22 protein-coding genes are annotated in these 22,984 nt (G+C 51.7%); 11 read left to right on the forward strand and 11 right to left on the reverse strand.

From position 1 onward, the window contains the following. Nucleotides 1–109: 109 nt before the first annotated feature. Complete coding sequence (gene ffh / locus B4N58_RS01835) at nucleotides 110–1,507, reverse strand: signal recognition particle protein (protein WP_008250457.1); 1,398 nt, start codon at nucleotides 1,505–1,507, stop codon at nucleotides 110–112. 47 nt (nucleotides 1,508–1,554) lie between these two features. Here ffh and B4N58_RS01840 point away from each other — a divergent pair, with 47 nt between their 5' ends. The 6 genes from B4N58_RS01840 to B4N58_RS01865 all read left to right on the forward strand — a co-directional run bounded on the left by B4N58_RS01840 (nucleotide 1,555) and on the right by B4N58_RS01865 (nucleotide 8,357). Continuing rightward, nucleotides 1,555–2,394: a cytochrome C assembly family protein gene (locus B4N58_RS01840; protein ID WP_008250458.1), complete on the forward strand. Its 840-nt coding sequence runs from the start codon at nucleotides 1,555–1,557 to the stop codon at nucleotides 2,392–2,394. Next, complete coding sequence (locus B4N58_RS01845; protein WP_008250461.1) at nucleotides 2,394–2,651, forward strand: PP0621 family protein; 258 nt, start codon at nucleotides 2,394–2,396, stop codon at nucleotides 2,649–2,651. The genes B4N58_RS01840 and B4N58_RS01845 overlap by 1 nt, the downstream gene beginning before the upstream one ends. A 14-nt stretch (nucleotides 2,652–2,665) precedes the next feature. After that, complete coding sequence (gene ampD / locus B4N58_RS01850) at nucleotides 2,666–3,229, forward strand: 1,6-anhydro-N-acetylmuramyl-L-alanine amidase AmpD (RefSeq protein ID WP_008250463.1); 564 nt, start codon at nucleotides 2,666–2,668, stop codon at nucleotides 3,227–3,229. A 227-nt stretch (nucleotides 3,230–3,456) separates the two neighbouring features. Then, nucleotides 3,457–6,393: a ribonucleoside-diphosphate reductase subunit alpha gene (locus B4N58_RS01855; protein WP_083797156.1), complete on the forward strand. Its 2,937-nt coding sequence runs from the start codon at nucleotides 3,457–3,459 to the stop codon at nucleotides 6,391–6,393. A 116-nt stretch (nucleotides 6,394–6,509) separates the two neighbouring features. Then, nucleotides 6,510–7,709 (forward strand): ribonucleotide-diphosphate reductase subunit beta, encoded by a 1,200-nt coding sequence (locus B4N58_RS01860; protein ID WP_008250466.1) that lies wholly within the window; start codon nucleotides 6,510–6,512, stop codon nucleotides 7,707–7,709. A gap of 165 nt (nucleotides 7,710–7,874) precedes the next feature. Then, nucleotides 7,875–8,357 (forward strand): Hcp family type VI secretion system effector, encoded by a 483-nt coding sequence (locus tag B4N58_RS01865; RefSeq protein WP_291745290.1) that lies wholly within the window; start codon nucleotides 7,875–7,877, stop codon nucleotides 8,355–8,357. Here the strand turns inward: B4N58_RS01865 and B4N58_RS01870 are convergent. The 4 genes from B4N58_RS01870 to B4N58_RS01885 all read right to left on the reverse strand — a co-directional run bounded on the left by B4N58_RS01870 (nucleotide 8,338) and on the right by B4N58_RS01885 (nucleotide 12,167). Further along, on the reverse strand, nucleotides 8,338–9,210 hold the full coding sequence (locus B4N58_RS01870; RefSeq protein WP_291745292.1) for a hypothetical protein: 873 nt from the start codon (nucleotides 9,208–9,210) through the stop codon (nucleotides 8,338–8,340). The genes B4N58_RS01865 and B4N58_RS01870 overlap by 20 nt on opposite strands. A 19-nt stretch (nucleotides 9,211–9,229) precedes the next feature. Continuing rightward, nucleotides 9,230–10,258 carry a hypothetical protein gene (locus tag B4N58_RS01875; protein ID WP_291745294.1) on the reverse strand — a complete coding sequence of 343 codons (1,029 nt, stop codon included), beginning with the start codon at nucleotides 10,256–10,258 and terminating at the stop codon, nucleotides 9,230–9,232. Between the two features lie 108 nt (nucleotides 10,259–10,366). Further along, complete coding sequence (locus tag B4N58_RS01880; protein ID WP_291745296.1) at nucleotides 10,367–11,245, reverse strand: nucleotidyl transferase AbiEii/AbiGii toxin family protein; 879 nt, start codon at nucleotides 11,243–11,245, stop codon at nucleotides 10,367–10,369. Next, nucleotides 11,238–12,167: a hypothetical protein gene (locus B4N58_RS01885; RefSeq protein ID WP_291745298.1), complete on the reverse strand. Its 930-nt coding sequence runs from the start codon at nucleotides 12,165–12,167 to the stop codon at nucleotides 11,238–11,240. Before B4N58_RS01885 ends, B4N58_RS01880 begins: the two co-directional genes overlap by 8 nt. Before the next feature lie 130 nt (nucleotides 12,168–12,297). On the opposite strand from B4N58_RS01885, the gene B4N58_RS01890 reads away from it, so the two are divergent. Then, a complete protein-coding gene (locus tag B4N58_RS01890; protein ID WP_291745300.1) occupies nucleotides 12,298–12,450 on the forward strand; it encodes a hypothetical protein in 153 nt (50 codons plus the stop codon). A 970-nt stretch (nucleotides 12,451–13,420) separates the two neighbouring features. On the opposite strand, the gene B4N58_RS01895 is transcribed toward B4N58_RS01890, so the two are convergent. From B4N58_RS01895 to B4N58_RS01910, 4 genes are all read right to left on the reverse strand, one after another. Continuing rightward, nucleotides 13,421–15,043, reverse strand: a complete 1,623-nt coding sequence (locus B4N58_RS01895; protein ID WP_291745375.1) for an NAD(P)/FAD-dependent oxidoreductase — start codon at nucleotides 15,041–15,043, stop codon at nucleotides 13,421–13,423. A gap of 71 nt (nucleotides 15,044–15,114) precedes the next feature. Then, nucleotides 15,115–15,558, reverse strand: coding sequence for a hypothetical protein (locus B4N58_RS01900; protein WP_291745302.1), 444 nt, complete (start codon nucleotides 15,556–15,558; stop codon nucleotides 15,115–15,117). Nucleotides 15,559–15,640: 82 nt separating this feature from the next. Further along, nucleotides 15,641–16,516, reverse strand: coding sequence for a PAAR domain-containing protein (locus tag B4N58_RS01905; protein WP_291745304.1), 876 nt, complete (start codon nucleotides 16,514–16,516; stop codon nucleotides 15,641–15,643). A gap of 68 nt (nucleotides 16,517–16,584) precedes the next feature. Then, the gene (locus B4N58_RS01910) at nucleotides 16,585–18,084 is read right to left on the reverse strand and encodes a winged helix-turn-helix domain-containing protein (RefSeq protein ID WP_291745306.1); all 1,500 of its coding nucleotides are present in this window, start codon (nucleotides 18,082–18,084) and stop codon (nucleotides 16,585–16,587) included. A 130-nt stretch (nucleotides 18,085–18,214) separates the two neighbouring features. Here B4N58_RS01910 and B4N58_RS01915 point away from each other — a divergent pair, with 130 nt between their 5' ends. Continuing rightward, nucleotides 18,215–18,742: an OsmC family protein gene (locus B4N58_RS01915; protein WP_291745307.1), complete on the forward strand. Its 528-nt coding sequence runs from the start codon at nucleotides 18,215–18,217 to the stop codon at nucleotides 18,740–18,742. Between the two features lie 35 nt (nucleotides 18,743–18,777). Further along, a complete protein-coding gene (locus B4N58_RS01920; RefSeq protein WP_291745309.1) occupies nucleotides 18,778–19,581 on the forward strand; it encodes an alpha/beta fold hydrolase in 804 nt (267 codons plus the stop codon). On the opposite strand, the gene B4N58_RS01925 is transcribed toward B4N58_RS01920, so the two are convergent. Further along, nucleotides 19,561–20,016 (reverse strand): hypothetical protein, encoded by a 456-nt coding sequence (locus tag B4N58_RS01925; protein WP_291745311.1) that lies wholly within the window; start codon nucleotides 20,014–20,016, stop codon nucleotides 19,561–19,563. The genes B4N58_RS01920 and B4N58_RS01925 overlap by 21 nt on opposite strands. Before the next feature lie 123 nt (nucleotides 20,017–20,139). Here B4N58_RS01925 and B4N58_RS01930 point away from each other — a divergent pair, with 123 nt between their 5' ends. Together B4N58_RS01930 and B4N58_RS01935 are read left to right on the forward strand one after the other, a co-directional pair. After that, a complete protein-coding gene (locus B4N58_RS01930; RefSeq protein ID WP_291745313.1) occupies nucleotides 20,140–20,913 on the forward strand; it encodes a helix-turn-helix domain-containing protein in 774 nt (257 codons plus the stop codon). Continuing rightward, nucleotides 20,913–21,728 carry a DUF4105 domain-containing protein gene (locus B4N58_RS01935; RefSeq protein ID WP_291745315.1) on the forward strand — a complete coding sequence of 272 codons (816 nt, stop codon included), beginning with the start codon at nucleotides 20,913–20,915 and terminating at the stop codon, nucleotides 21,726–21,728. Before B4N58_RS01930 ends, B4N58_RS01935 begins: the two co-directional genes overlap by 1 nt. 8 nt (nucleotides 21,729–21,736) lie before the next feature. On the opposite strand, the gene B4N58_RS01940 is transcribed toward B4N58_RS01935, so the two are convergent. Then, nucleotides 21,737–22,960, reverse strand: a complete 1,224-nt coding sequence (locus tag B4N58_RS01940) for an MBL fold metallo-hydrolase (protein WP_291745316.1) — start codon at nucleotides 22,958–22,960, stop codon at nucleotides 21,737–21,739. Nucleotides 22,961–22,984: the final 24 nt, after the last annotated feature.

Genomic DNA, 22,984 nt, shown 5'->3' on the forward strand with positions numbered 1-22,984 from the left:
TCAGGCATCGCAAGGCTCAGCAAGGGATCAACAGGTTTTCGGGCGAGAGATCGGAACCCAAGCCGATCGGGCAGTTAACCGGCAGGCGAGAGATTGAAACCCAAGCCGATTACATGCCTGGAAACCCGCCACCCGGTGGCATGCCGCCTCCAGGGAAGCCGCCTTTTCCGCCGCCACCCATTTTTTTCATCAACTTGGCCAGTCCGCCTTTCTGCATGCTCTTCATCATGTCGCGCATTTGCTCAAACTGTTTCAGCAAGCGGTTTACTTCCTGAACCTGCACGCCCGCACCCGCAGCAATGCGGCGCTTGCGGGAAGCTTTCAAAATATCGGGCTTGGTGCGTTCGGCAATGGTCATTGAGAAAATAATGGCTTCGGTGCGCTTCATCTGCTTTTCTGCGGCGGTGGCATCCACATCGCCCGCACCTTTCATCAGTTGGCTGGGCAATTTGTCCATCAGCCCTTGCAGGCCACCCATGTTTCGCATCTGGCTGATTTGCGCCAAAAAGTCGTTTAAATCAAAAGCCTTGCCACTTTTCAGTTTCTTGGCGAGTTTTTCCGCTTCGTGCTGGTCAATGCCTTTTTTGGCCTCTTCCACCAAGGAAACGATGTCGCCCATGCCCAGAATTCGGCCCGCCACACGGTCAGGGTGGAATTTTTCAAAGCCGGTCAGCTTCTCGCCCACACCCATGAACTTGATGGGTTTGCCCGTAATTTGGCGCACGGAAAGGGCGGCACCCCCACGCGCATCGCCGTCCATTTTGGTAAGTACCACGCCAGTCAGGGGCAGGGCTTCGTTGAAGGCCTTGGCAGTGTTGGCGGCATCCTGACCCAACATCGCATCGATCACAAACAAGGTTTCAGTCGGGTTCACCGCTGCATGCAAAGCCTTGATTTCATTCATCATGGCTTCATCAATGCCCAAGCGGCCTGCCGTGTCCAGAATCAGCACATCAAAAAACTGGCGTTTGGCGTGGTTCAGCGCCGCCAAGGCAATGTCGACTGGTTTTTGAGTGATGTCGGAAGGAAAGAACTCGGCGCCTGCCTGCCCGCTGACTGTTTTTAGCTGTTCAATCGCCGCAGGGCGATACACGTCGGCTGAAACGGTCAGCACTTTCTTTTTCAGGTTGTCTTTTAAATACTTGGCCAGCTTGCCGGTGGTGGTTGTTTTACCAGCACCTTGCAAACCTGCCATCAAAATCACCACCGGGGGCTGCGCGGCCAGGTTGATTTCTTCTGTTTTCTCGCCAATCAGCTTGATTAGCTGCTTGTGAACAATGCCCACCAGGGCTTGGCCGGGGGTTAAGCTGTTCAGCACTTCCTCGCCCAGCGCCTGTTCCTTCACCTGATTGATGAACTCTTTCACCACGGGCAGGGCCACGTCGGCCTCCAGAAGCGCCAAGCGAACTTCACGCAACATTTCCTGCGTGTTGGCCTCGGTAATGCGGGCTTCGCCTTTGATATTTTTGACAACGCGCGTTAGGCGATCGGAGAGGTTTTCAAACATCGTGTGGTGCCCCTGACTCGTGCTATGAATCGAGTAAACTGATTGGTATGAACAACACAATATTGTACGCGCTCGCAGTGCCGCTGCTGTCCGCCTCGGGTGGATTGGCGGCGCTGAACGTTTTCGGCAAATGGTCTGCACCTGCAGGGTTAAACCGTGCGTTGGTTGCTTTGGCCTTGCTGGTGTCGGGGTATTTGTTGGGCACCCTGTTGTTTCAAACCGATGGCATGCACTTCGGTTTTGTTCTTGGCTTGATGTGCGTGGCCTGGCTGGCCTCTTTGGTCGCCTTTGTTGAAAGTTTTTTCAATCGTGTGCCACTGCTTGAGTTAATTGTGTTTCCGCTGTGTGCGGTGGTGTTTTTGCTTCCACTGTGGATGGGCGAAGACGCTGCAATTCGCATGGCTGGCGATCATTTGTTTCAGTTGCACCTGTTGATTGCACTGGCAGCCTATAGTTTGTTGGGCATTGCGGCCGCCCATGGCATCGTGATGGCCTTTCAGGAAAAAGCCCTGCACCAGCCAGTGGCATCCAATCAGGAAAACCGCGTGCTGCGGGAACGGCTTCTGGATCAATTGCCCTCGCTGCTCACCATGGAGTCGATTCTGTTCCGGCAGCTTTGGGCGGGCTTTGTGTTGTTGTCGCTCACCCTGATCACAGGTTTTCTGTTTTCTGAAGAGTGGAGCGGCAGCAGTTGGCGATTTGATCACAAAACCCTGTTCGCCATCATTTCATGGTGTTCATTCGCGGTATTGCTGGGCGGGCGTGTGGTATTTGGCTGGCGTGGCAAAGTGGCTTTGCGCTGGTGTTTGGGCAGCTATGCGGTGTTGGTATTGGCTTATTTTGGTACCCAGTTTGTGCTGGAATTTATTTTGAAAAGGGCAGTTTGATGGGTCGTATTCTGTTTTTCCTGGGCCTGGCGTTGGTGGCCTGGATTCTTTTCAAAAGCTGGCAGCGCAAACAATTGGGTGAAAAACCCGGTGTAGACGTTAAACAAAAAGGCAATCTGGGCCGTAAAACCCAGGAAGAGATCATGCCTTGCCAGCATTGCGGCGCTTACAGCCCCATGTCTGAGGGCGTGATGATGCAGGGGCGCTTTTATTGCGGCATGGAGCATGCCAAGGCGGCCGGAGAGAAAGTTCGCTAACGAAGGGGCAGGCCATGTGGCTGGACGAAGGCTGGATTGAAGAAGACTGGGTACACCGCCTGCAAAGCCCCAATCAGGATGCACGCCCCATGGGCACTGTGGTGGATACCCTGGTTGTTCATTGCATCAGCTTGCCCGAGCGTGGGCGAGACTCCGCCTTAATCACCGACCTGTTTTTGAATCGGCTCGATTGCCATTCCCATGCCTCGTTTGGCGAGTTGATCGGCCTGCATGTTTCCTCTCATTTTCTGATTGATCGGGATGGGTCTGTGACTCAATTTGTCTCGTGTGAAAAACGGGCCTGGCATGCCGGAATTTCAGCCGCAATGGACCGCAGTAATTTCAATCATTTTTCAATCGGCATTGAGTTGCTGGGCGATATTTACACCCCGTTTGAGCAGACCCAATACGCCAGCCTGAAGCGCCTTGCTTTGGAGTTACAAGCACGTTATCCACTGAAATATGCCATGGCGCACAGCGAGATAGCACCCACCCGGAAAACCGACCCCGGACCCTTCTTTGACTGGAAAGGTCTACGCAAATCAAACACCTACGAACTTCAGATTAACGGTCTTTAAAAGGCCGTTTTTTTGTTGCACTGCGGTTATCCCATGCTTGTCCACAAGTTGTTCACAGGGGATAACTCTGTGCACAAGTTGGGGATAAGAAAGTGTTTGCCAAATCGTGTTTCGACCACTACAATTAGTTCCAAGCCACATACAAAACACAAGATATAGTGGTTGCCAGTTTTACCCCACTACAAAAACAAACCCTCAAGAACACGTTTATTCCAGGAGAAAGATGCATGCTAACTAGCCATGGAACCTCAGATTTGGCGAGCAATTTGGCAACTGATGCGCCCTTGTCCACCTCTAAGCCTGCTGGTGCAGCGCCTGTGGTTGACAGCGCGTACTCAAACTACAAAATTATTCGCCGAAATGGTGCCGTGGTTGGTTTTGAGCCCAGCAAAATTGCCGTGGCCATGACCAAAGCATTTCTGGCAGTGAATGGTGGCCAGGGTGCTGCTTCTGCACGCATTCGTGAACTGGTTGAACAGATGACCGGCAGCGTGGTGAATGCCTTGGTTCGTCGCCAGCCTTCCGGTGGTATTTTCCACATCGAAGACATTCAAGACCAGGTTGAACTGGCCCTGATGCGCTCTGGTGAAGCCGAAGTGGCTCGCGCCTATGTGTTGTACCGCGAGCGCCGTGCGCAAGAACGCGCAGCCAAGCAGGTTGAGCAAGCCGAGCAGCATGCTCTGAATGTAATGGACGGCGACATCAAGCGCCCCCTCGATGTTGAAGCACTGAAAGCGTTGATTGAGAGTGCTGCCGTTGGCTTGAATGAAATTGACGTTGCACACCTTCAGAAAGAAACCCTGAAGAATCTGTACGACGGCGTGAAAATCGACGAAGTGTTCAAGTCGGCAATTCTGGCCTCACGCGCCATGATCGAGAATGAACCCAGCTACACGCTGGTTACATCGCGCCTGTTGCTGCACACCATTCGCCGTGAAATTATTGGCCGCGAAATTGCGCAAGATGAAATGGCGCAGGTGTACCCCGAGTACTTCCCCCAGTTCATCAAGAAAGGTATTGCCGCTGGCCTGCTCGATAATCGCCTGGCCCAGTTTGACATGAAGAAATTGGGCGCGGCCCTGAAGTACGAACGCGATTTGCAGTTCGATTACCTTGGTCTGCAAACCCTGTACGACCGCTACTTCCTGCACGTAGAAGGTACCCGCATTGAAATGCCACAGGCGTTTTACATGCGCGTGGCCATGGGCCTGGCCTTAAATGAAGTGGATCGCGAAGCACGCGCCATTGAATTCTATGAAGTACTGTCAACATTCGACTTCATGAGCTCTACGCCCACATTGTTCAACAGCGGCACCATTCGTTCGCAGCTGTCTTCTTGTTACCTCACCACCATTGGTGACGACCTTGACGATATCTATGAAGGCATCAAAGAAAACGCACTGTTGAGCAAGTTTGCCGGCGGCCTGGGCAATGACTGGACGCCTGTTCGTGCCTTGGGCAGCCACATCAAGGGCACCAACGGTAAGTCACAAGGTGTTGTGCCATTCCTGAAAGTGGTGAATGACACGGCTGTTGCCGTGAACCAAGGTGGCAAGCGCAAAGGCGCGGTGTGTGCCTACCTTGAAACCTGGCACATGGACATTGAAGAGTTTCTGGAATTGCGCAAGAACACTGGCGACGACCGCCGCCGCACGCATGACATGAACACTGCGAACTGGATTCCTGACCTGTTCATGAAGCGTGTAATGGAAGGTGGTAACTGGACCCTGTTCAGCCCATCCGACTGCCCCGATTTGCACGACCTGTACGGCAAAGCCTTCGAAAAGGCTTACGTGGGTTACGAAGAGAAAGCCGCCCGTGGCGATTTGAAATTGTTCAAAACCGTGGAAGCAGCCAAGCTGTGGAGAAAGATTCTCTCCATGCTGTTTGAAACCGGCCACCCCTGGATTACGTTCAAAGACCCTTGCAACATTCGCAGCCCCCAGCAACACGTGGGCGTGGTGCACTCATCCAACCTGTGTACAGAAATTACCCTGAACACCAACGAGAATGAAATTGCGGTGTGTAACCTGGGCTCCGTGAACCTGACGCGTCACCTGAAGCCCGCCGACAACGGCGAGCTGGTGCTAGACCACGAGAAGCTGCAGAAAACTGTGGGCGTGGCCATGCGCATGCTGGACAACGTGATCGACATCAACTACTACGCAGTGGCCAAGGCGCGCAATTCCAACCTGCGTCACCGCCCTGTGGGCATGGGCATGATGGGCTTCCAGGATGCACTGCACATGATGCGCAAGCCTTATGCATCCCGTGATGCAGTTGAATTCGCCGATGAAAGCATGGAAGCCATTTGCTACTACGCCTACGAAGCCTCGACTGAGTTGGCGGCCGAACGCGGTGCTTACAGCACCTTCAAGGGCTCGCTGTGGGACAAGGGCATCATGCCTTTGGATTCACTGAAGCTGCTGGAAGAAGAGCGTGGCGGTTATGTTGAAGTGGATACAAGCAGCCGTATGGACTGGGACGCACTGCGCGCACGCATCAAGAAGCACGGCATGCGCAACTCGAACTGCGTGGCCATTGCGCCCACGGCAACCATTTCCAACATTATTGGTGTAGCGGCTTCCATTGAGCCCACATTCCAGAACCTGTATGTGAAGTCGAACCTGAGTGGTGAATTCACGATCGTGAACGAACACTTGGTGCGCGACTTGAAGCGCTTGGGCATTTGGGACGAAGTGATGATTTCTGACCTGAAGTACTTCGACGGTTCGGTCATGAAGATTGACCGGATTCCAGAAGACCTGAAGCGCCTGTACGCCACAGCGTTTGAAATGGACCCACGCTGGCTGGTTGAAGCTGCAGCCCGTCGCCAAAAATGGATTGATCAAGGCCAAAGCTTGAACATTTACATGGCGGGTGTCAGCGGCAAGCGTTTGGACGACACGTACAAACTGGCCTGGATTCGCGGTTTGAAAACCACTTACTACCTGCGCACTATTGGTGCCACGCATGCTGAGAAATCAACCTTGGCCGGTGGTGAGTTGAATTCCGTGAATGCGGAAGGCGGTGCGTCTGCTGCGTTTACATCGGCCCCGGCCACTGGCTTGGTGCCTAACCTGCCTGAGCAAGAAATTGAAGGCAAGGTGTGCACCATGCGCCCAGGCGATGCGGGCTTCGACGAGTGCGAAGCTTGCCAGTAAAGTTTGAATAAAAGACCAGCGATTTGGGCAAGTGACCAAGACTTGCCCAAGTGAATAAAAATGAACATAATGACACTGTGACTTTATACAGTGTATTAGTTAAGGAGTTAAAAAATATGCTGTCTTGGGACGATGAATTTGATGCAACCATGGGCAAAACAGCAGCAGCGGCCAAGCCTGCCATGCCTGCCATGGGTTCTGTGGCTTCGGGTTTTGCTGCGCCTGCAGCCAGCCAGGGCTTGTATCAACAAGCTGCGCGCCCTGTGGTGCAGCAGCCTGCCGCTGAAGGTGCAAAGGCTGGCCGTGTAAACGCCGCCGACAAGCGCGTAATTAACGGCACCACCGATGTGAACCAGCTTGTGCCCTTCAAGTACAAGTGGGCTTGGGAAAAGTACCTGAGCCAGTGCGCCAACCACTGGATGCCGCAAGAAATCAACATGGACCGCGACATTGCGCTTTGGAAAGACCCCAATGGTTTGACCGAAGACGAACGCCTGATCGTGAAGCGTAACCTGGGCTTTTTTGTAACAGCCGATTCACTGGCTGCCAACAACATTGTGCTGGGTACCTACCGCCACATTACAGCGCCCGAGTGCCGCCAATTTTTGCTGCGCCAAGCGTTTGATGAAGCCATTCACACCCATGCTTACCAATACATTGTAGAAAGCCTGGGTATTCCTGAAGCGGAAACATTCAACGCGTACAACGAAATTTCCTGCATCAAGGCCAAAGACGATTTCTTGCTGCCGTTCATTGATGTGTTGACTGACCCGTCATTCAAAACCGGCACGCTTGAAGCAGACCAAACATTGCTGAAGAGCCTGATCGCTTTTGCCTGCATCATGGAAGGCATGTTCTTCTACGTGGGCTTTGTGCAAATTCTGGCGCTGGGCCGCCAGAACAAAATGATTGGTGCTGCCGAGCAGTTCCAGTACATTTTGCGCGACGAGTCTGCACACTGCACATTCGGTATCGACCTGATCAACACCGTGAAACTGGAAAACCCACACCTGTGGACACCCGAGTTCAAGGAAGAGATCAAGGCCATGTTCCGCAAGGCTGTTGAACTTGAACACGCGTATGCCGTAGACACCATGCCACGCGGCGTGTTGGGTTTGAATTCTGCCCAGTTTATGGAATACATGAAGTTTATTTGCAACCGCCGTTCCAACCAGATTGGCTTGGGCACCTTGTATGAAGGCGCAACCAACCCATTCCCATGGATGAGCGAAATGATGGACTTGAAGAAAGAAACCAACTTCTTCGAACGCCGTGTGACTGAGTACCAAACCGGTGGTGCATTGAGCTGGGATTAATTTTTCAGTTGCAAGCCGTGATGTAAAAGAAAGCAGCCTTCGGGCTGCTTTTTTATTGGGCCTTTCAAGTATCACCCTGAGTGGGTGGCAGCAACCTAAATTTCTACCCTCTATCGCTGGCTGACTACACTTCCTGATTATTTAAATTCTTGGAGTTGGGGCACCATGTCAGCAGATCTGTTTTTGAAATTGGGCAATGTGAAAGGCGAGTCGGTTGACTTGAAGCACGCGGGCGAAATGGAGCTGCTAAGTGCACGTTGGGGCATGCAAGTGGCGGTGGGTGCCAATGGTGGCGTGTTGGCCCCAGCAGGGCGCGCGGAAGTGAAATCTTTACGTGTTGAAAAGCGCGTGGACCGTGCTTCCCCCACGCTGCATGCACAAACCTGTATCGGTCAGCTTTACGACACCATGGTGTTGACCAAGAGAAAATCTGGCCTTGTTCCGCTTGAATATTTGCGCATTACTTTCAAAGACGTGATGGTGAGTGACATTGATATTTCACTGGGCGCTGGCGACGACGGTGACCTTGAGGTGGTCAGCTTCGCGTTCACGGAATACAAGGAAGAATACAAGCCGCAAAACGGCGATGGCACGGGCGGTGCAGCCGTCACCGCCGGTTTCAACTGTATTAAGTGCGTGAAGATTTAACTTTGTTCTGGAGGCGCTCATACGCCTCCACATGCTGGTTGAACAAGCGCAGGTTAAGTTTGCGGATTGGGGCGGGTAGGTGGTACTTCACGTAGTCGTGGCGCCATTTCATGAATTCATCGAAATTTTCCAGATGGAACCGAGTGCCTGGAGTCATTTTCTCAATCTGAATTAAGCGGAAACCTTCACCTAGAAATAGTCCGACACGATAGGCGAGGATCATTGTGATCATCTGAACAATTCCAATTATTTTTACGTTTGAGACTAATCCAGGTTGATCTGCAAATTCATTGATAAACCAAAAAAGATAAGCTCCACCTATTAAGCAAAGTGGCCAATATAGCCAATGAATGAAAGGAAGATTTTTCATTGAGCCGAAGGTTCGGCTCTTTAGGTCGATGGTCAATAAAGTCCATTCGATGGTTGAATAAGATCGTAAAGATTGTTGATCTGATCGATTTCGAGCGATTACGTAGGCTCCCAATGTGGAAGTAAGCAGTACGAGAAGGGCGAAGTTTGGATTGATAAATTCAATCCAACCACTCAATGCCAACATGTCACCAGAGCCACTCACAAGATCCCAGTGATGTACGCCGATGATGAATGGATGCACGATTAACAAAAGAGAAAACTGAAAAATCAAGACAGAGCGAATGGGTCTTTTACTTCCAAAAAGCCACCAGTACCAGAGTGCAAAAGAGAGCATTAAATTAAGTGTGATCGCAAAAATCGCATCTGAAATGGCCCTGTCTGTAGTCAACAAAAACGGGATTTCTGCCATAAGCAGGACAAAGCAGCTACTTAACAGAATCGCGATAAAGTTATGTTGAGGCGGTGGTGCGCTGAGTGACATTATTCAGTCCTAATTTTGATTAGTTGAACAGAATCTTTGCTTTGTTCTTTACCCAGTCATCCGCGTCAGTGGCTTGGTAAAGTGCCCCAATCAATAAACCAGCGCCTAAGGCAACTATGACCAACGGCGCCCCAGCTAAGCCACCTGCGATTGCCAATGTTGCCACCATTGCACCTCCACCCATTGCCAGCAAATTGCCGGTTTGATTGGTTGCAGTATCTACACCGAATTGTTGCCAGTTGAAACGTTGTCCCAAAGTGGCGTGGTGGTTGTAGTTGTTCATGATGTCGCTGATCAAAGTTGGCGCTAGGCCAAGAACAGCACCAACTTTGATGGAGCTTAACCAGGGTGCTCCGGTCAGCCTGCGCAACTCCCACATTTCATCCGAGGCTTGTCGGCTCAAGCTGAGTACCTTGTCGTATTTGAATGCATTGGGTCCCAGTGATTTGGTACTCATGTTCTTGCTGATTTGCTGAAATTGATTTTTCTCCAGCAAGGTAATTTGTTTGGCGTTGGTTTGACGAACCCGAATAAGCACATCGGCGTGTTTGCCAAACTGGTTGGGACCTTTAAGGCCCAGGGTTTTCAATTCCACACCTTTGCCCAGCTTCACCGTGCGGGATTTACCGCTGGCCAGTGTGGCTCGCAATTCGGTTTTCATTTTTGAAGTAAAGCGCGCTTTAGCCGCAGCTTCAATTAAATTGGCCAGGTTGCCAGGCAGGTTGGTTGCACCAAACAACTGAGCAAGCAGGGCAGCGTTCAGTGTGCCCTTTTCAACAGCAGTGGCCAAAGCGCTGGTTTGCTGTGTGTTCAATTGCGAGGTCATCAGCATGACCCCAGCCACAGGGTCTTGCTGCATTATCTCGGGCACCATCGCCAGGCTTACTTGGGCGTCGAGTTCAAAGTGGCCCAGAAAATCCATTTCCTGATGCAGGTATAGCGGCGCTGAACCATCGTGGCTATTCAGCGCACGGGTGTAGGCGAGTTGTAGCGATTGCACTTTGCGCTTCAGGTGGTCTTCGTGAAATGTGCGGGCTTGGGTGTTCATGCGGCAGAAAAATAAAAAATAGGCTAGCCGCAGTATGCGTGAAAGATTTTAAGGGGTAGAAATGAAGCGGTTTTTCGAAAAGGAAAGGGGGATGGAGCCCCCCCGTATTTAGTTTTCAGTTTTTTGCCATGGTAACTTTTCGTAAAACTCGAGTACCTTGGAGTAAGCTAAATCAAATTCGGGCAGGTTATCTTGAATGTCGTTTGCAAGAGTGCGGTAGCCATCTGCCGCCATGTTTTGCACGGCTGGGTCTCTCAGGCTGTTTGGTGTGGCTTCAATTCCTTTGGTGGTACAAGTTGTTTGTATGCATTCCAGTAAATCGATGTGTTCCCCATGGTCAGTGAGCGGTGCTTTCTCGATGAGAAAGTAAAGGTCGTAAACATCTTGATACCGGTTTCTTTTCCGGATGGGTTGCTGCAGCAGCGACCGATATTTCTCCGCCATCAAATTGACCAAGCTATACACATGCAGTTCGTCAAGGTCGCTCAGTCGAAGCATTTCAATATCCAGTACTGCCTCGTTGTAGCTGAAATCAATTTCGACAACTTGTGGGGACTGCTTTGCAATGAGGCGGCGCATGGCAGATGGGTTGCTTGGTGCTGCATATCCAATTCGCAGGTTAAGTGTAGGGTGAGTGCGGTTGTTGCCAGGTGGGTTTATTTTCGAAGATTGAATGGTGCAGTGGGTGTTGTAAGAAAGTAGTTGGTTGAAGTATTGAATTTGGGCTTCAAGTTCTTCAGTCAATTCCTTCTCGTTACCTTGTTGGTAAAGTGCCGTAGTAGAAAAATCGGCGTCGCGGGTGAAGCGGGTGCTGTTATAGCGAATGGCCATTAACATTCCACCTTTCATCACCATTTGCGTTCGAAGGGGCGCGCTGCTACCGATTGCAGACAACACGAGATGAACAGCCTCCCGAAAAGCTTGTTGCTTTAAGGGTGCGCTGGCAACCCATTCGGCTACATTCAGGGTTTCAATCTGCTTATTCAAAAGTGTTCTCGTTGTTCAATAAAGAGGGCAGGTTGATCGATAGCTTCCAACGATCTGAAAAAAATGGCTCAAATTCTGCCTCGGGGTCAAGTTTTCTAGATCCACCCCGCTGTGCAAACTTTTCCCAGTCGGCAAAAGCTGGGTGGTCAAGCTTGCAAATCTCGGACAGTAGGTAGCCAGCCCGAACCTTATCAATTGGTGCACCGTGGGTGTTCAGTTCATCTACAACAAATGGCAAGTACTTTTTGGCATGGTTGGTGTACATGTCTACAACATGTTGCAGGCCACCGCACAAAGCGGGTTCTCGAAGCATGTCCAGAAAAACCCGACCAATTGTTGCAACGCGCAGGCTGCTGTGTGCTGTGGTGCGAAAGGCGCCCTGGTTTGAACGTTCAAGCAGGTGCACAGTAATTCCAGACAGTTTTTTGAAAGTAGGGCGAATTAGTTTTGAATAACCCAGTTTCAGAAAATTTTCAGTTTGCTGCCCAAGGTCGCGGTTCATTTTTGCCTTGGCCAATGCTGCCCATTCAGAAGCTTTTGGCCGCGTTAAATAAACCAACTGCGAGAAGCGGTCGGTTAAGCCGTAGTGTTCCATTGCGCTAAGGTGTGACACATACGCGAAAGGATCCAGGCTGCATGCAAGTTCAATTGCTGTGCTACGTTCATGCCCAAACAGCTGGTACCCGCGTGTTTCTGCAAAGGGTTCAATGGGACGTATTAAGTGGAATTGTTGAAGTAGTTTTAAAACTTCTTCGAGTTGTTTTTTTGTAGCTGCGATTGTTGATTTTTTATTCGGCAGGCATTGATATACCAGGCAAGCCAATTCATACTGCGTAACAGCTGGGCCAGTTTGTTTGGCCAGCTGCGCAGCAATGGTTGTGGCTATATTTTCGAGTTGAATTACTTTATTGTTTTTTGCCATGCGTTTAACATCCGTCCTTAGGACGGATGTTAAACGCATGGCGTAATTTTGTCAAGAAGGCTTTTTGTTTCGCTTATTGCTGGTGATTAATGTGCTGGGGAGGTGATGTTAAATAGGGTGTGTGGAGACGATGAAAGTAAATTCAAAAGTAGCTGAATTTGAGGCGGAGGCGCTGGGACGACTTGCTCGAATTAGATCGGAAGGTGAAACGTTGAAACTGGGTGCGGTGAAAAAGCTGGTGTGTGAAAAAGCGGGCTACAAATGGACCGCTAATCCTAAATGATTTATGTGTTCTGTTGCGGTGAAATGAGCGACTTATTTTCGGCCGGAGCGGCCATACAGTCTTTGTTTTTGATAGTCTTAAGTGCAGCATTAAACTGACTGTGAATGACGTAGAAGTGAGGTGCGTCGCGATTGTGCGGCGTCGCTCTCGTTTGCCGGATTGGGCATTAACTTAACTCTGATAAGCGTTGCTCTGCTTTTTGCGCCGTGGCATCTTCGCTGGGAGAATTAAAACCCTCATCTCTTTGGTTCTTCCTCACTTAACGCTTCCGATTATTGGCCGCGTCCAATCTTGGAAATCAATCCGCAGTCGTTAGGCTGTTCAAACCCTGCAGCACTCCCAATATACTCAGCAACAAGCTGTCCGACAGACGAGACAACATCTTTTTCAGCACTAATAAATCCGACAGGGAAACTGACAGGGTAAACGATCATTGCGTGTGTGGTTTGTTCTTGTGTTTTGAATGTATCAGGAAACCTTCGTTTAATGAACTATTTCAGGTGGGGCAATTGGGGGCTACAAATGGGTGGGGGTGTTCTGAACAGGAATGGAACCACTTCATGCAAGCGACTACTCAGCAGTCCTTACCCACAACAGAGGTTTATATGAATTCATCATTTGCAATCAGTCCCCCTGCTGTCCAAACCATGAGCGACTCTGATCTGATTCATGCGCGTAACATGGCTGAGTACCATATCGAGCGTCGAGAATTCGAGGCGTCGCCATGCAGAAGTAACTCTGCGCTAATGGGAAAAATCACTGGTACTGCTGGAACATTGGGCTTATTAATTGCCTCGCCCATTGTAAGTGCGAAATTAGGGGCTTCTTTGGCATCGATTCTTACTGCCTCTATGAGTGCTGCCTGTTGTGTAGCCTGCTGCATTGGTATCAGTATTGCTGAGGAACCGTGCGTACCGAGGCATCCAGATCTGCCCCAAAGTCACGATTGAGATTAGCGAGGCTGAAGCAGTTAAAGTCCCACCAAATTCCTCGCCACTGCTTCTGCCACTTCAATGCCATCGACACCCGCCGACAAAATGCCACCGGCGTAGCTGGCGCCTTCACCTGCAGGGTACAGGCCTTTTGTATTCAAACTTTGGAAGTCGTCGCCGCGCGTAATTCGCAGCGGCGATGATGTTCTGGTTTCCACACCAGTCAGCACGGCGTCGTGCATATCGAAGCCTTTGATCTTTTTTCCGAATGCAGGCAAGGCTTCACGCATGGCGGTAATCGCATATTCGGGCAATGCGTCGGCCAGGTCAGTCATTTTGACGCCGGGTTTATACGATGGTTCTACGCTGCCCAGTTCAGTCGATGCTTTGCCTACAATAAAATCGCCCACCAATTGCCCGGGCGCTTCATAGTTACTGCCGCCCATCACAAACGCATTGGATTCTAGCTTGCGTTGAAAGGCGATGCCCGCAAGTGGGCCACCGGGGTAGTCGGCTGGGCTAATGCCCACCACAATACCCGCGTTGGCGTTGCGCTCGTTGCGTGAATATTGGCTCATGCCGTTGGTGACCACGCGGTTCTCTTCAGATGTAGCCGCCACCACCGTGCCACCGGGGCACATGCAAAAGCTGTAAACGGAACGACCATTGGCTGCGTGGTGTACCAGTTTATAATCGGCTGCGCCCAGCAGTGGGTGGCCCGCGTGTTGCCCCAAGCGGGCACGGTCGATCAAGCCTTGTGGGTGTTCAATGCGAAAGCCCACTGAGAAAGGTTTGGCTTCCATGTACACGCCGCGCTCGTAAAGCTTGGCAAAGGTGTCGCGTGAACTGTGGCCCAGTGCCAGCACCACATGGTCGGCGCGCAATTCGTAAGTGCTGCAATCTGCAAGGTTTTCAATGGTCAGGCCGCGAATGTGGCCGTCTTCAATGTGAAAGTCGCAGACCCTTTGTTGAAAGCGGATTTCGCCGCCCATGGCGATAATTTGTTCGCGCATGTTTTCAACCACTTTCACCAGCCGGAAGGTGCCAATGTGGGGTTTGCTGACCAGCAAAATTTCCTCGGGTGCGCCGGCCTTTACAAATTCGGTCATTACTTTTCGACCCAAAAAACGCGGGTCTTTGATTTGGCTGTACAGTTTGCCGTCTGAGAATGTGCCGGCACCGCCTTCACCAAACTGCACGTTCGATTCGGTGTGCAATACGCGTTTGCGCCACAGGCCCCAGGTGTCTTTCGTACGTTCGCGTACCTGTTTGCCACGCTCAATCACAATCGGTTTGAAGCCCATTTGCGCCAGCATCATGGCCGCAAAAATACCGCAGGGGCCGAAGCCGATTACCACTGGGCGAATTGCAGGGGCGTCATTCAATTTCACCGGCAACTGGTAAACCATGTCGGGCGCAGGTCGAATGTGCGAGTTGGTGCTGAATGTTGCCAATAGCTGCGCTTCAAGGCGAGCGCTGCGAAGTTCGACATCAACGATGTAAACCAGCAACAATTTTTGTTTGCGTGCGTCGTAGCTGCGTTTGTAGATGCTGAAGCTTTTGACGTCTTCGGCTGTAATTTTCAGCGTGCTGTGAATAAGCTCGGAAAGAGCATGTTCAGAGTGGTCGAGTGGAAGCTTCAGCTCGGACAGGCGGATCATGGTGGGTGTACCTTGTGGATCTGTTTTTCGGATCAAGGCCGTATTTTATGCTTTTGCCCGCCAAAGTGCACTTATTTCACCGGTTTTAGAATCACATAGGCCAGGCAATCTGGTTTCTTCATCTGAAAACCGAAGTCGATTTCTCCCCAGGAGTTATTGACTGTGTAGGTGGTTGCTTCCTCCAAAGATTTACCACGAGGAATTTCGGTGATCTTCAGGTTCTCGTATTGTTGTTTTAGCTGAGGCATGGTGATGCATTCACCTTCCAGGTGCATCAGTAACATACCTGGGCTTTGCGCGCCTTGCTGAGGCAGTCGAAGATCAATTGTGCTCACCTTGACCTCACCTGCGAATTGAATACTTTGACCCTTGTAAAACTTGAAATACTCATTGGAATGTCGAGTGTCGTGGGCAAGTGTTTGAAACAGTGCTTTTTCGACATGCGCCAAAGTGAGCGAAGACTGGGTTTGAATATCGTCGATCAAATTCCAGATGGAACGGTTCAGATTGATCATTGTGTTGTCCTTTGACGCATGTGTAATGGGTTGGATGGCGCTGTAGAGCAGGGCAAACAACAGGAGCAGTTTTCGGCCCGCATTACTTTTTCCCACCATAATTTTCGTCATACCAGCCACCGTAATAGTCAGCATAATTTTGACCTGTTGTCGATGTAATTTCATTGGCACCAAATTGTGAGCCAATTTTTCGATAGGCGTTTTGAGCATTGCCATCTTTTAAGTATTGGTTGTAAGCCTGAATATAGCTTGCATGGTTTTTCGGGTTGCCGGCAATACCGATGTCGGGGCCACCTGCTTGAATGATTTCTCGTTGAACCTGAATATTCTTCATGGTGGCAGCCCCCTCGTCATCCAGGGTGCCGTTAAGGTATGCCTGCCTTGATCTGGTGTCTAACTGATAAGGGTGCAAGGCGTGGCCCACTTCATGGGCTAAAACCTGTGTAGCCTGATTGGCATCGCCTCTCAGATTGCTGTCCAGGGTAATCGTTTTCTCTCTGCGGTTGGCGTAGGACCCGCCTCCCGCCGCTTCGTAGTCGACCTTCCAGCCCTGACTCTGCAGAGTTTTCAGGTTATTAACCAGTGTGGGCGACTTGCCAATTAATGTATCAATGCTTTTCCCGAGTTTGCCTTTTAGTGGAGATGCTGTGGAGCGGGTATCGGGTGCTGGGGAGTTTGGGGGTTGGTTTGCTGCTGATGCGATCAAGGTTGCACCACACCCAATTTTGTGACCATTAAGTGCCACTGCCATGTAGTTGTCAGTGAACGTACCAAGGCCTTCAACAATCGGGAATACGTGGGGCTTGCACAAAGGGCAGGTGACCATGTCGCCAACCCTGGCGATGGGTCGGCCCTCAACTGTGGTGGTGGAGCTGCCCGAGATCACCACGCCACCGTGGCTGGTGGTGTCGCCGATCAGGATTTGCGCGCGACCTTGTATAAGGGGTCTGGAGGACATCGATAAGAAAGTAAGTCGAGTAACTCCTTAAGTAATTAATCGACGGTGGTAGTTCCTTGCGGCTTCGGTCAGGTTTGCCACATCAAGGCCATGCGGGCTGCTATTTTCTTGCCGTGCGAGATCGCTATTTCTTCAACTGACAAGGCAGGTCTTAACGTTCGTGCCTGTATTAATGCTTGCTGCGCCAGTGGGGTATTGCCCAGTTTGTCCAATGCCGCAGCTTGCGCAACGTGTGCCAAATGAAACCGTGTGTCGTGTTGTATGGCTTTTATTGCTTCTTCCAGCGCTTCTTCCGGGCGGTTTGCCCGCAGCAAGAAACAGCTCAGTATCCACAACCAGAATCCAAGTCTTCTGTCTTTGGGGCTTATACGCATGCCCAGACGCATTTGCGCAATACCGCCTTCCAGTTCATTCATCAGCACCAAGGCAGCACCGTGGGCAACCTGTGCCTGTGCATTGCTGGGGTTAAGCTGCAAGGCCGCTTTTAGTGTGATCAGGCCTTGCCGGGTTTGTCCAAGGTCGCACAGTGCGCAACCTGCATAACCCATTACCTCGGAATTGCCCGCATCTAGTTCAATTGCAGTGTTCGCCGCTGTTAGCCCGCTGGCGAGAACGGCGTCAGAATGTGGCAACAGCCCGATGTTTCGGGACAGTGCGGTCAACAAGGCCAAATGTGCGTGGGCAAGGCCAAAGTTGCTGTCAATTTCAATGCTGTTTTCGAGTTGGTGCCTGGCATTGCGAAGACCCGCCTCGCTCCAGCCCAGTTGGGCCAAAGCGCCCGTGGCTTCATGATAATGTGCCCATGCGTCGAGATTGTTGGGGCGCTGTCTTCGAATCTGGGCTATTTCGGCTTTGGTTAGCGCGGGTTCAAGTTCGCTGAGCAAACCCCGGGCAATTTCCTCCTGTAAATCAGCGCTGGAGGCTGGCGAGCATTCAAACCGACTGTTCCACAACACTTGGCCGGTTTGCGCCTCCGCCAGCTGAACATTCACCCGAATGATTTCGTCCACTCGACGAATGCTGCCCAGTACAACGAATTGCACCTGAAGCTGTTCAGCAATTTCAGGCAGTGCAACGCTGCTGTGGTCGAATATTTGCGTGGAGGCTTGTGAAATTACCAGAAAACCGGGTACCCGAGCCAGCAGTGCAATGACGTCTTCAAGCAAACCCTCAGCCAGAAATCGCAGGTCGGTTTGTTCTCCCAGTACCTTGAAAGGCAGCACCGCGATGGTGGAATTTTTTTTCACTGTGGGTTTCGAGGACACTTCTGTTCGGCGAACTGGCAAGCTGAATTGGTAGCCACGCCCTGTGACTGTTGAAATCGCCTGACTACCCAGCAGCTTGCGCAAAGCAGAGGTTTGCACGGTTAAATTGTTTTCTTCCACGACCATGCCGGGCCACACCGTTTGCAGCAATTCGTCTTTACTTAGAACGCGTGTGTGGTTGCTGACCAGGCACATTAAAAAGTCAAAGGTGCGCGAACCCAAATTGACCGCTTCGCCTTCGCGTAGTAACAGCCGTTCATTTGCGCGCAATTCAAAGTGATCGAAAAAATAGGAATAATCCAAGCGCGCAACCGAAGGTGAGGTGTTAGCAAAATATAGCAAACATTTAGGAATTCTTAAGGACTAAACACAGCGTGTCCGTGCACAGTGAATTCATTGAGCAGTTGGCTGCTCAAAACCACTGGAGACTGCTATGACTTTTTCTGTACCCAATGCTCAGCGTGAAATGCGCGCACTTTACAAAGTAGAACCTGGTGCGGCGATGGTGACCGACCATGCCTTGGCTCGCGGGGTTGATCCCTTGGACCCTTTTCATTCTGTGGTGGAGCCCATGGATGGTTGTGGCGTGCAGGTGCCGATTGGTGTTCATCGTGCTTTGGGTGGTCTGCACGATGCGCCCACGCCTGGCGATCTGTTGTGTGCTGCGCTGGCTGCATGTCAGGATTCAGCCATGCGCATGGTGGCCAACGTGCTGGGTGTTGAGCTTGTTTTTCTGGAAGTGCGCGTGACTGCCGATGTGGACGTTCGTGGTGCATTGAATATGTCGCCAGAAGTACCTGTTGGTTTTCAAGGCATGCGCTGCAATGTGCAGTTCAAGGTAAAAGAGGGCACACCCGCCGACTTGATCAAGGCATTGACCTATGCAGCCAAGCGTTGTTGTGTGGTGCAGCAAACCTTGAAAAATCCACCCAAGGTTGAAACCAGTTTTCAGCTAAACTGAATTTGACCCGCATCCAACCCTATTCAAGGATCGCCATGACCTCTGTTCAACCCCATGTGAAAGAGGCTGGCAGCGGCCCCGCCGTTGTTTGTTTGCATGCCAATGCATCGCACGCCGGGCAGTGGAAGGGCTTGATGGGTTTGCTGGCGGATCGGTTTCAGCTGCTTGCGGTGGATTCCTACGGTTCAGGCCAAACACCCGACTGGCATTCGGAACGAACCATTTCTCTGCAAGATGAAGTGGATTTACTGATGCCGGTGTTGGATAGAATGGGTGAAAAGTTCACCTTGGTGGGGCATTCCTACGGCGGTGCGATTGCTTTGAAAATTGCCTTGTTGTTTCCGCACCGGGTGAAGGCACTTGCACTATTTGAGCCCACTTTCTTCTCTGTGGTTGAGCATGAAAGCCCAAGCCCGAATGATGTAGACGGCATTCGCCATGCAGTGGCCGCCGCCGGTGCTGCGCTGGACAATGGCGATCCACATTTGGCGGCTCAGCATTTTATCGATTTCTGGATGGGGCAGGGCAGTTGGGCGAAAACCCCTGAAGAGCGCAAACCGGCGGTGGCGGCATCAGTGCGCAATGTGCGGCGGTGGGGGCATGCCTTGTTCAGCGAACCCACCGTGCTGAGTTCTTTTGGCCAGTTGAATATTCCGGTGCTTTACATGGTGGGGGGAAAGTCGCAGTTGTCGGCCCACGCTGTGGCGAAGCGATTGGTGGCCACTTTGCCGAGCGTGGAGTTAATTGAGTTTGCGCAGATGGGCCACATGGGGCCAGTGACCCATCCTGATGTAGTGAACGAAGCGATTTCAGGGTTTTTACAGAAAGTGTTTTCTTAACGCCACCAAAGGCACTGCATACAACACGGCGAAGCTGGTGTTCAACACCGCGTTTTGCCAGAAGCCGCTGTACAGCGAAAATGCGGTGTCGGGTATATACCAAAGCAATACAGAAATCGCGATCATGTTGCAGGTCTGTTTGGCGTCCTCAATGTTCAGCTTGCGCACCAGCATGAAAATAAGCGCGCCCCAGCCCACCATGACGGAACCCATCACTGCGTGCGCAAGCTCGATGTACGCTGCAGCTTGCGAGTCAAATGCGGAAAATTGTGCGGCATCCTGGAATACCAACAATCCAAATGCCTGCTGGGTCCAGCCCGGTGCAAGCACCATGAACAACCCAAACAGCACGGTAAATTCTGCAGTGTAGGTTAGCCAGTTGATCCAAAGGGTTGGAGTGCTTGCTGGTGTATTTTGTACAGTGTTGGCTTGCATGGCAGATCTCCTTGCGTGGTTGAAATTGATTCAGGTCAACGCCAGTTTGCTAAGCACAGGGTCATTGCCGCAATAACCTGCCAGGTCATAGATTTCAGAAATTTTCCGTGGCAGTATGAGCACATGCATACACAAGCCCCCACCCATACCGCCGGAATTCGCCTGCGCGATTTACGCACTCGGCAAAAGATCAGCCAACTTGATTTGGCCTTGCGCGTGGGTGTTTCCCAGCGCCATTTAAGTTGCATTGAAACTGGTAAAGCCAGTGCCAGCAAGGAAATGTTGTTGGCACTGCTGGAGGGTTTGGATGCACCGCTGAATGAACGCAACGAAGCGCTGGTGGCTGCAGGTTTTGCCCCCTTGTTTGGCAGCAGGCCGATTGATCACCGGGAAATGGACACCATCAACGAGGTAATCGATTTGATGCTGACTGCGCAGCATGCAGCGCCAGCCATGGTGCTGGACAGTGAATGGAATTTGGTGAAATTCAACGCCAGTTTTGTGCGCTTGTTGCAACTGCTGGAGTTTGACTTGGCTGCTTTGCAAGCGACTCCCAATGTGTTGCTGGCACTGACTGCGCCCGGTGGCCTGGCCACACGCCTGCTAAACCCGGCTGAAGTGTTGGGCGATGTATTGAAAAGGGCGCAGCGTGAGGCTTTGCATGTGCCTGCGTTGCAGGCCATGTTGGCGCAAATTCCGCAATCCATGTTCGACACCAAACAGCCACAGAATTTCAACAACCCCACCTTGGTCACCCGGTTTAAAAGTACGGTGGGCGAGCTTCGTTTTGTGTCAACTTTCACCAGTTTTGGAGCGCCCTTGGACATTACTGCGGCATCGCTGAGAATTGAACATTTGTTCCCCGCCGATGAGGCTACTCGAAAGGCATTTTCATAATGCGTACTTTGCTGCTTTTTCTGTTGATTGCCATGGGCGCATTTGCCACCTGGTGGTTTCTGCAAAAACCCAGCCACAACCGGCAATGGGCTGATGATGTTTCCCAAATGTTGCATGCAGATGTGAATGGCGACAGGGTGGTGTTGAAAAATGTGCGCAACTTTGAGTGGCGCACAGAAACCGATTACACACCGCGCTGGGAAACACGTGAATATGATTTAAGCCAGTTGCAAACAGCCGACCTTGTGTTGTCTTACTGGATGGGGCCTAAAATTGCCCACACCTTGGTGTCGTTCGGTTTTGCCGATGGGCAGTACCTGACTTTCTCGCTGGAAATCCGAAAGGAAGTCGGCGAGGAGTTCTCCGCGTGGAAGGGTTTTTTCAGGCAGTACGAGGCTATTTTGGTTGCGGCCGATGAGGCGGACATTATTCGCACACGGAGCAATGCGCGTGGTGAAGACGTTTACATCTATCGCCTGGCTATTCCGCCAGAACAGCTAAGAACCCTGTTTTTGGCCTATGTAGAACAGGCACAAAAACTGGAAAAGACCCCCGAGTTTTACAACACCCTGACCAGCAATTGCACCACGGTGGTGTTTGATATCGCCAAGCGAATCGTGCCGGATTTGCCGCTGGATTATCGCCTGTTGCTCAGCGGGTACTTCGCCGAATACGCCCATGCGCAGGGTGGTTTGGTAGAGGGGTTTGGCTATACCGAACTTCAGGAGAAGGGCTATATTGTGCCCCGCGCCAAAGCCATGCAGGTCGGTGAAAATTTCTCGGAAGTCATTCGCCGGGGTGTGCCCGGCATGTAAGGCTTTGATCAGCAACCACCCGCCCAGCGGGGGTCATTGACGTTGTAAACACGCGGCTTCATGTAATCCACCGGGTCACGCAGGTAATCCACTTCGGGTGGACTTGGTAGCTTGCTGACGGCGTTCAACCATGTTGTTTCGTAAGCTGAGGCGCCGCCGCCTATGCCCGGTGTCCAGGCGTCGTGGTGGTTGGGCAAGGCTATTTTGGGTTTTGTCAGTGCCACATAAGCCAAAGCGTCCCGGTAGGCACTGGTCACCAAGCCAAAACCAACAATCGCATTCAATTGCACATCCACACATTCAGGCAAATTCGTCAATGCGTTTGCCACCGCTTCGCTTTCTGCGTTGCCGGCTTTCATCACCCCGGTGGAGTTGTGCCAAAACCAGGCAAAGTCGCCTGCCCGGAAGTGATAAGCCCAAGTGCCGCCTGCAGGCTGGCCTACGCCACCGTCGTCACGCAGGGTGCCTACAAAGCGAAGTGCTTCGGCCAGGCTGGTGTTCAAGTAGGTGGGAAATGTGAGCACGTCGGGAATGTACACCAAGGGCATGCCACCGCTGAGCAGGTCGGCGGGTTCGGCGGCCGAGTGGGTGTGTTGAACCACATGCACTGGCTCAACATCTTCCCAAATTTGAATGGCGCGTACACTGCCGGCACCGGGGTTGGTTTGGTCGCCCAGGTTCAGGCAGGGAAATGTGTTGGGTATGCCCTCACTGGCGGCGCGCTCGCGGGCAATGTCGCACACATTGCTGCCCGCAATCAACAGGGCATTGCTTAGGCCTGCCACATAGCCCGCATCGGCTGCATGGTCAAAGTGGCCGTGCCCAATGAATATGGCTTCAGGTTGAATGGCGGCCAGTTCTTCACGGCCAATGGGCACATAGTTGGCGTGCACGCCCACAATTTCCCACGCGTCCATTAAAAACAAATGGCCTTTCATGCTCACAATGAAACTTGAAACACCCACCCACCAAAACTTCACCTGCTCCGGGTCCATGGCGTTGGGACCTAATATGCGTTCGCGCGTGGCTTGCAGTTCAGCGCTGGGTGCACGGGCTGCGGGCAGGGGTTTGAAGCTGCTGGCGTCAAACACATTGGGCCGTGTTTCATTGGGTGTGGTTCGGACGGTGCTGGTGCTGCCCGTGCCGGAATCGCCGCCTAGGCAGGCAGCCAACAGTGGTGCGCAAAGCAAGGCACAGGCAATCAGGCCTGTGCGGGAAAGTAAGTTAGTCATTGTTATTGGGTAGTTGCAGGTGTC

Source organism: Limnobacter sp. UBA3528 (genome assembly GCF_002377005.1).
Lineage (GTDB): Bacteria > Pseudomonadota > Gammaproteobacteria > Burkholderiales > Burkholderiaceae_B > Limnobacter.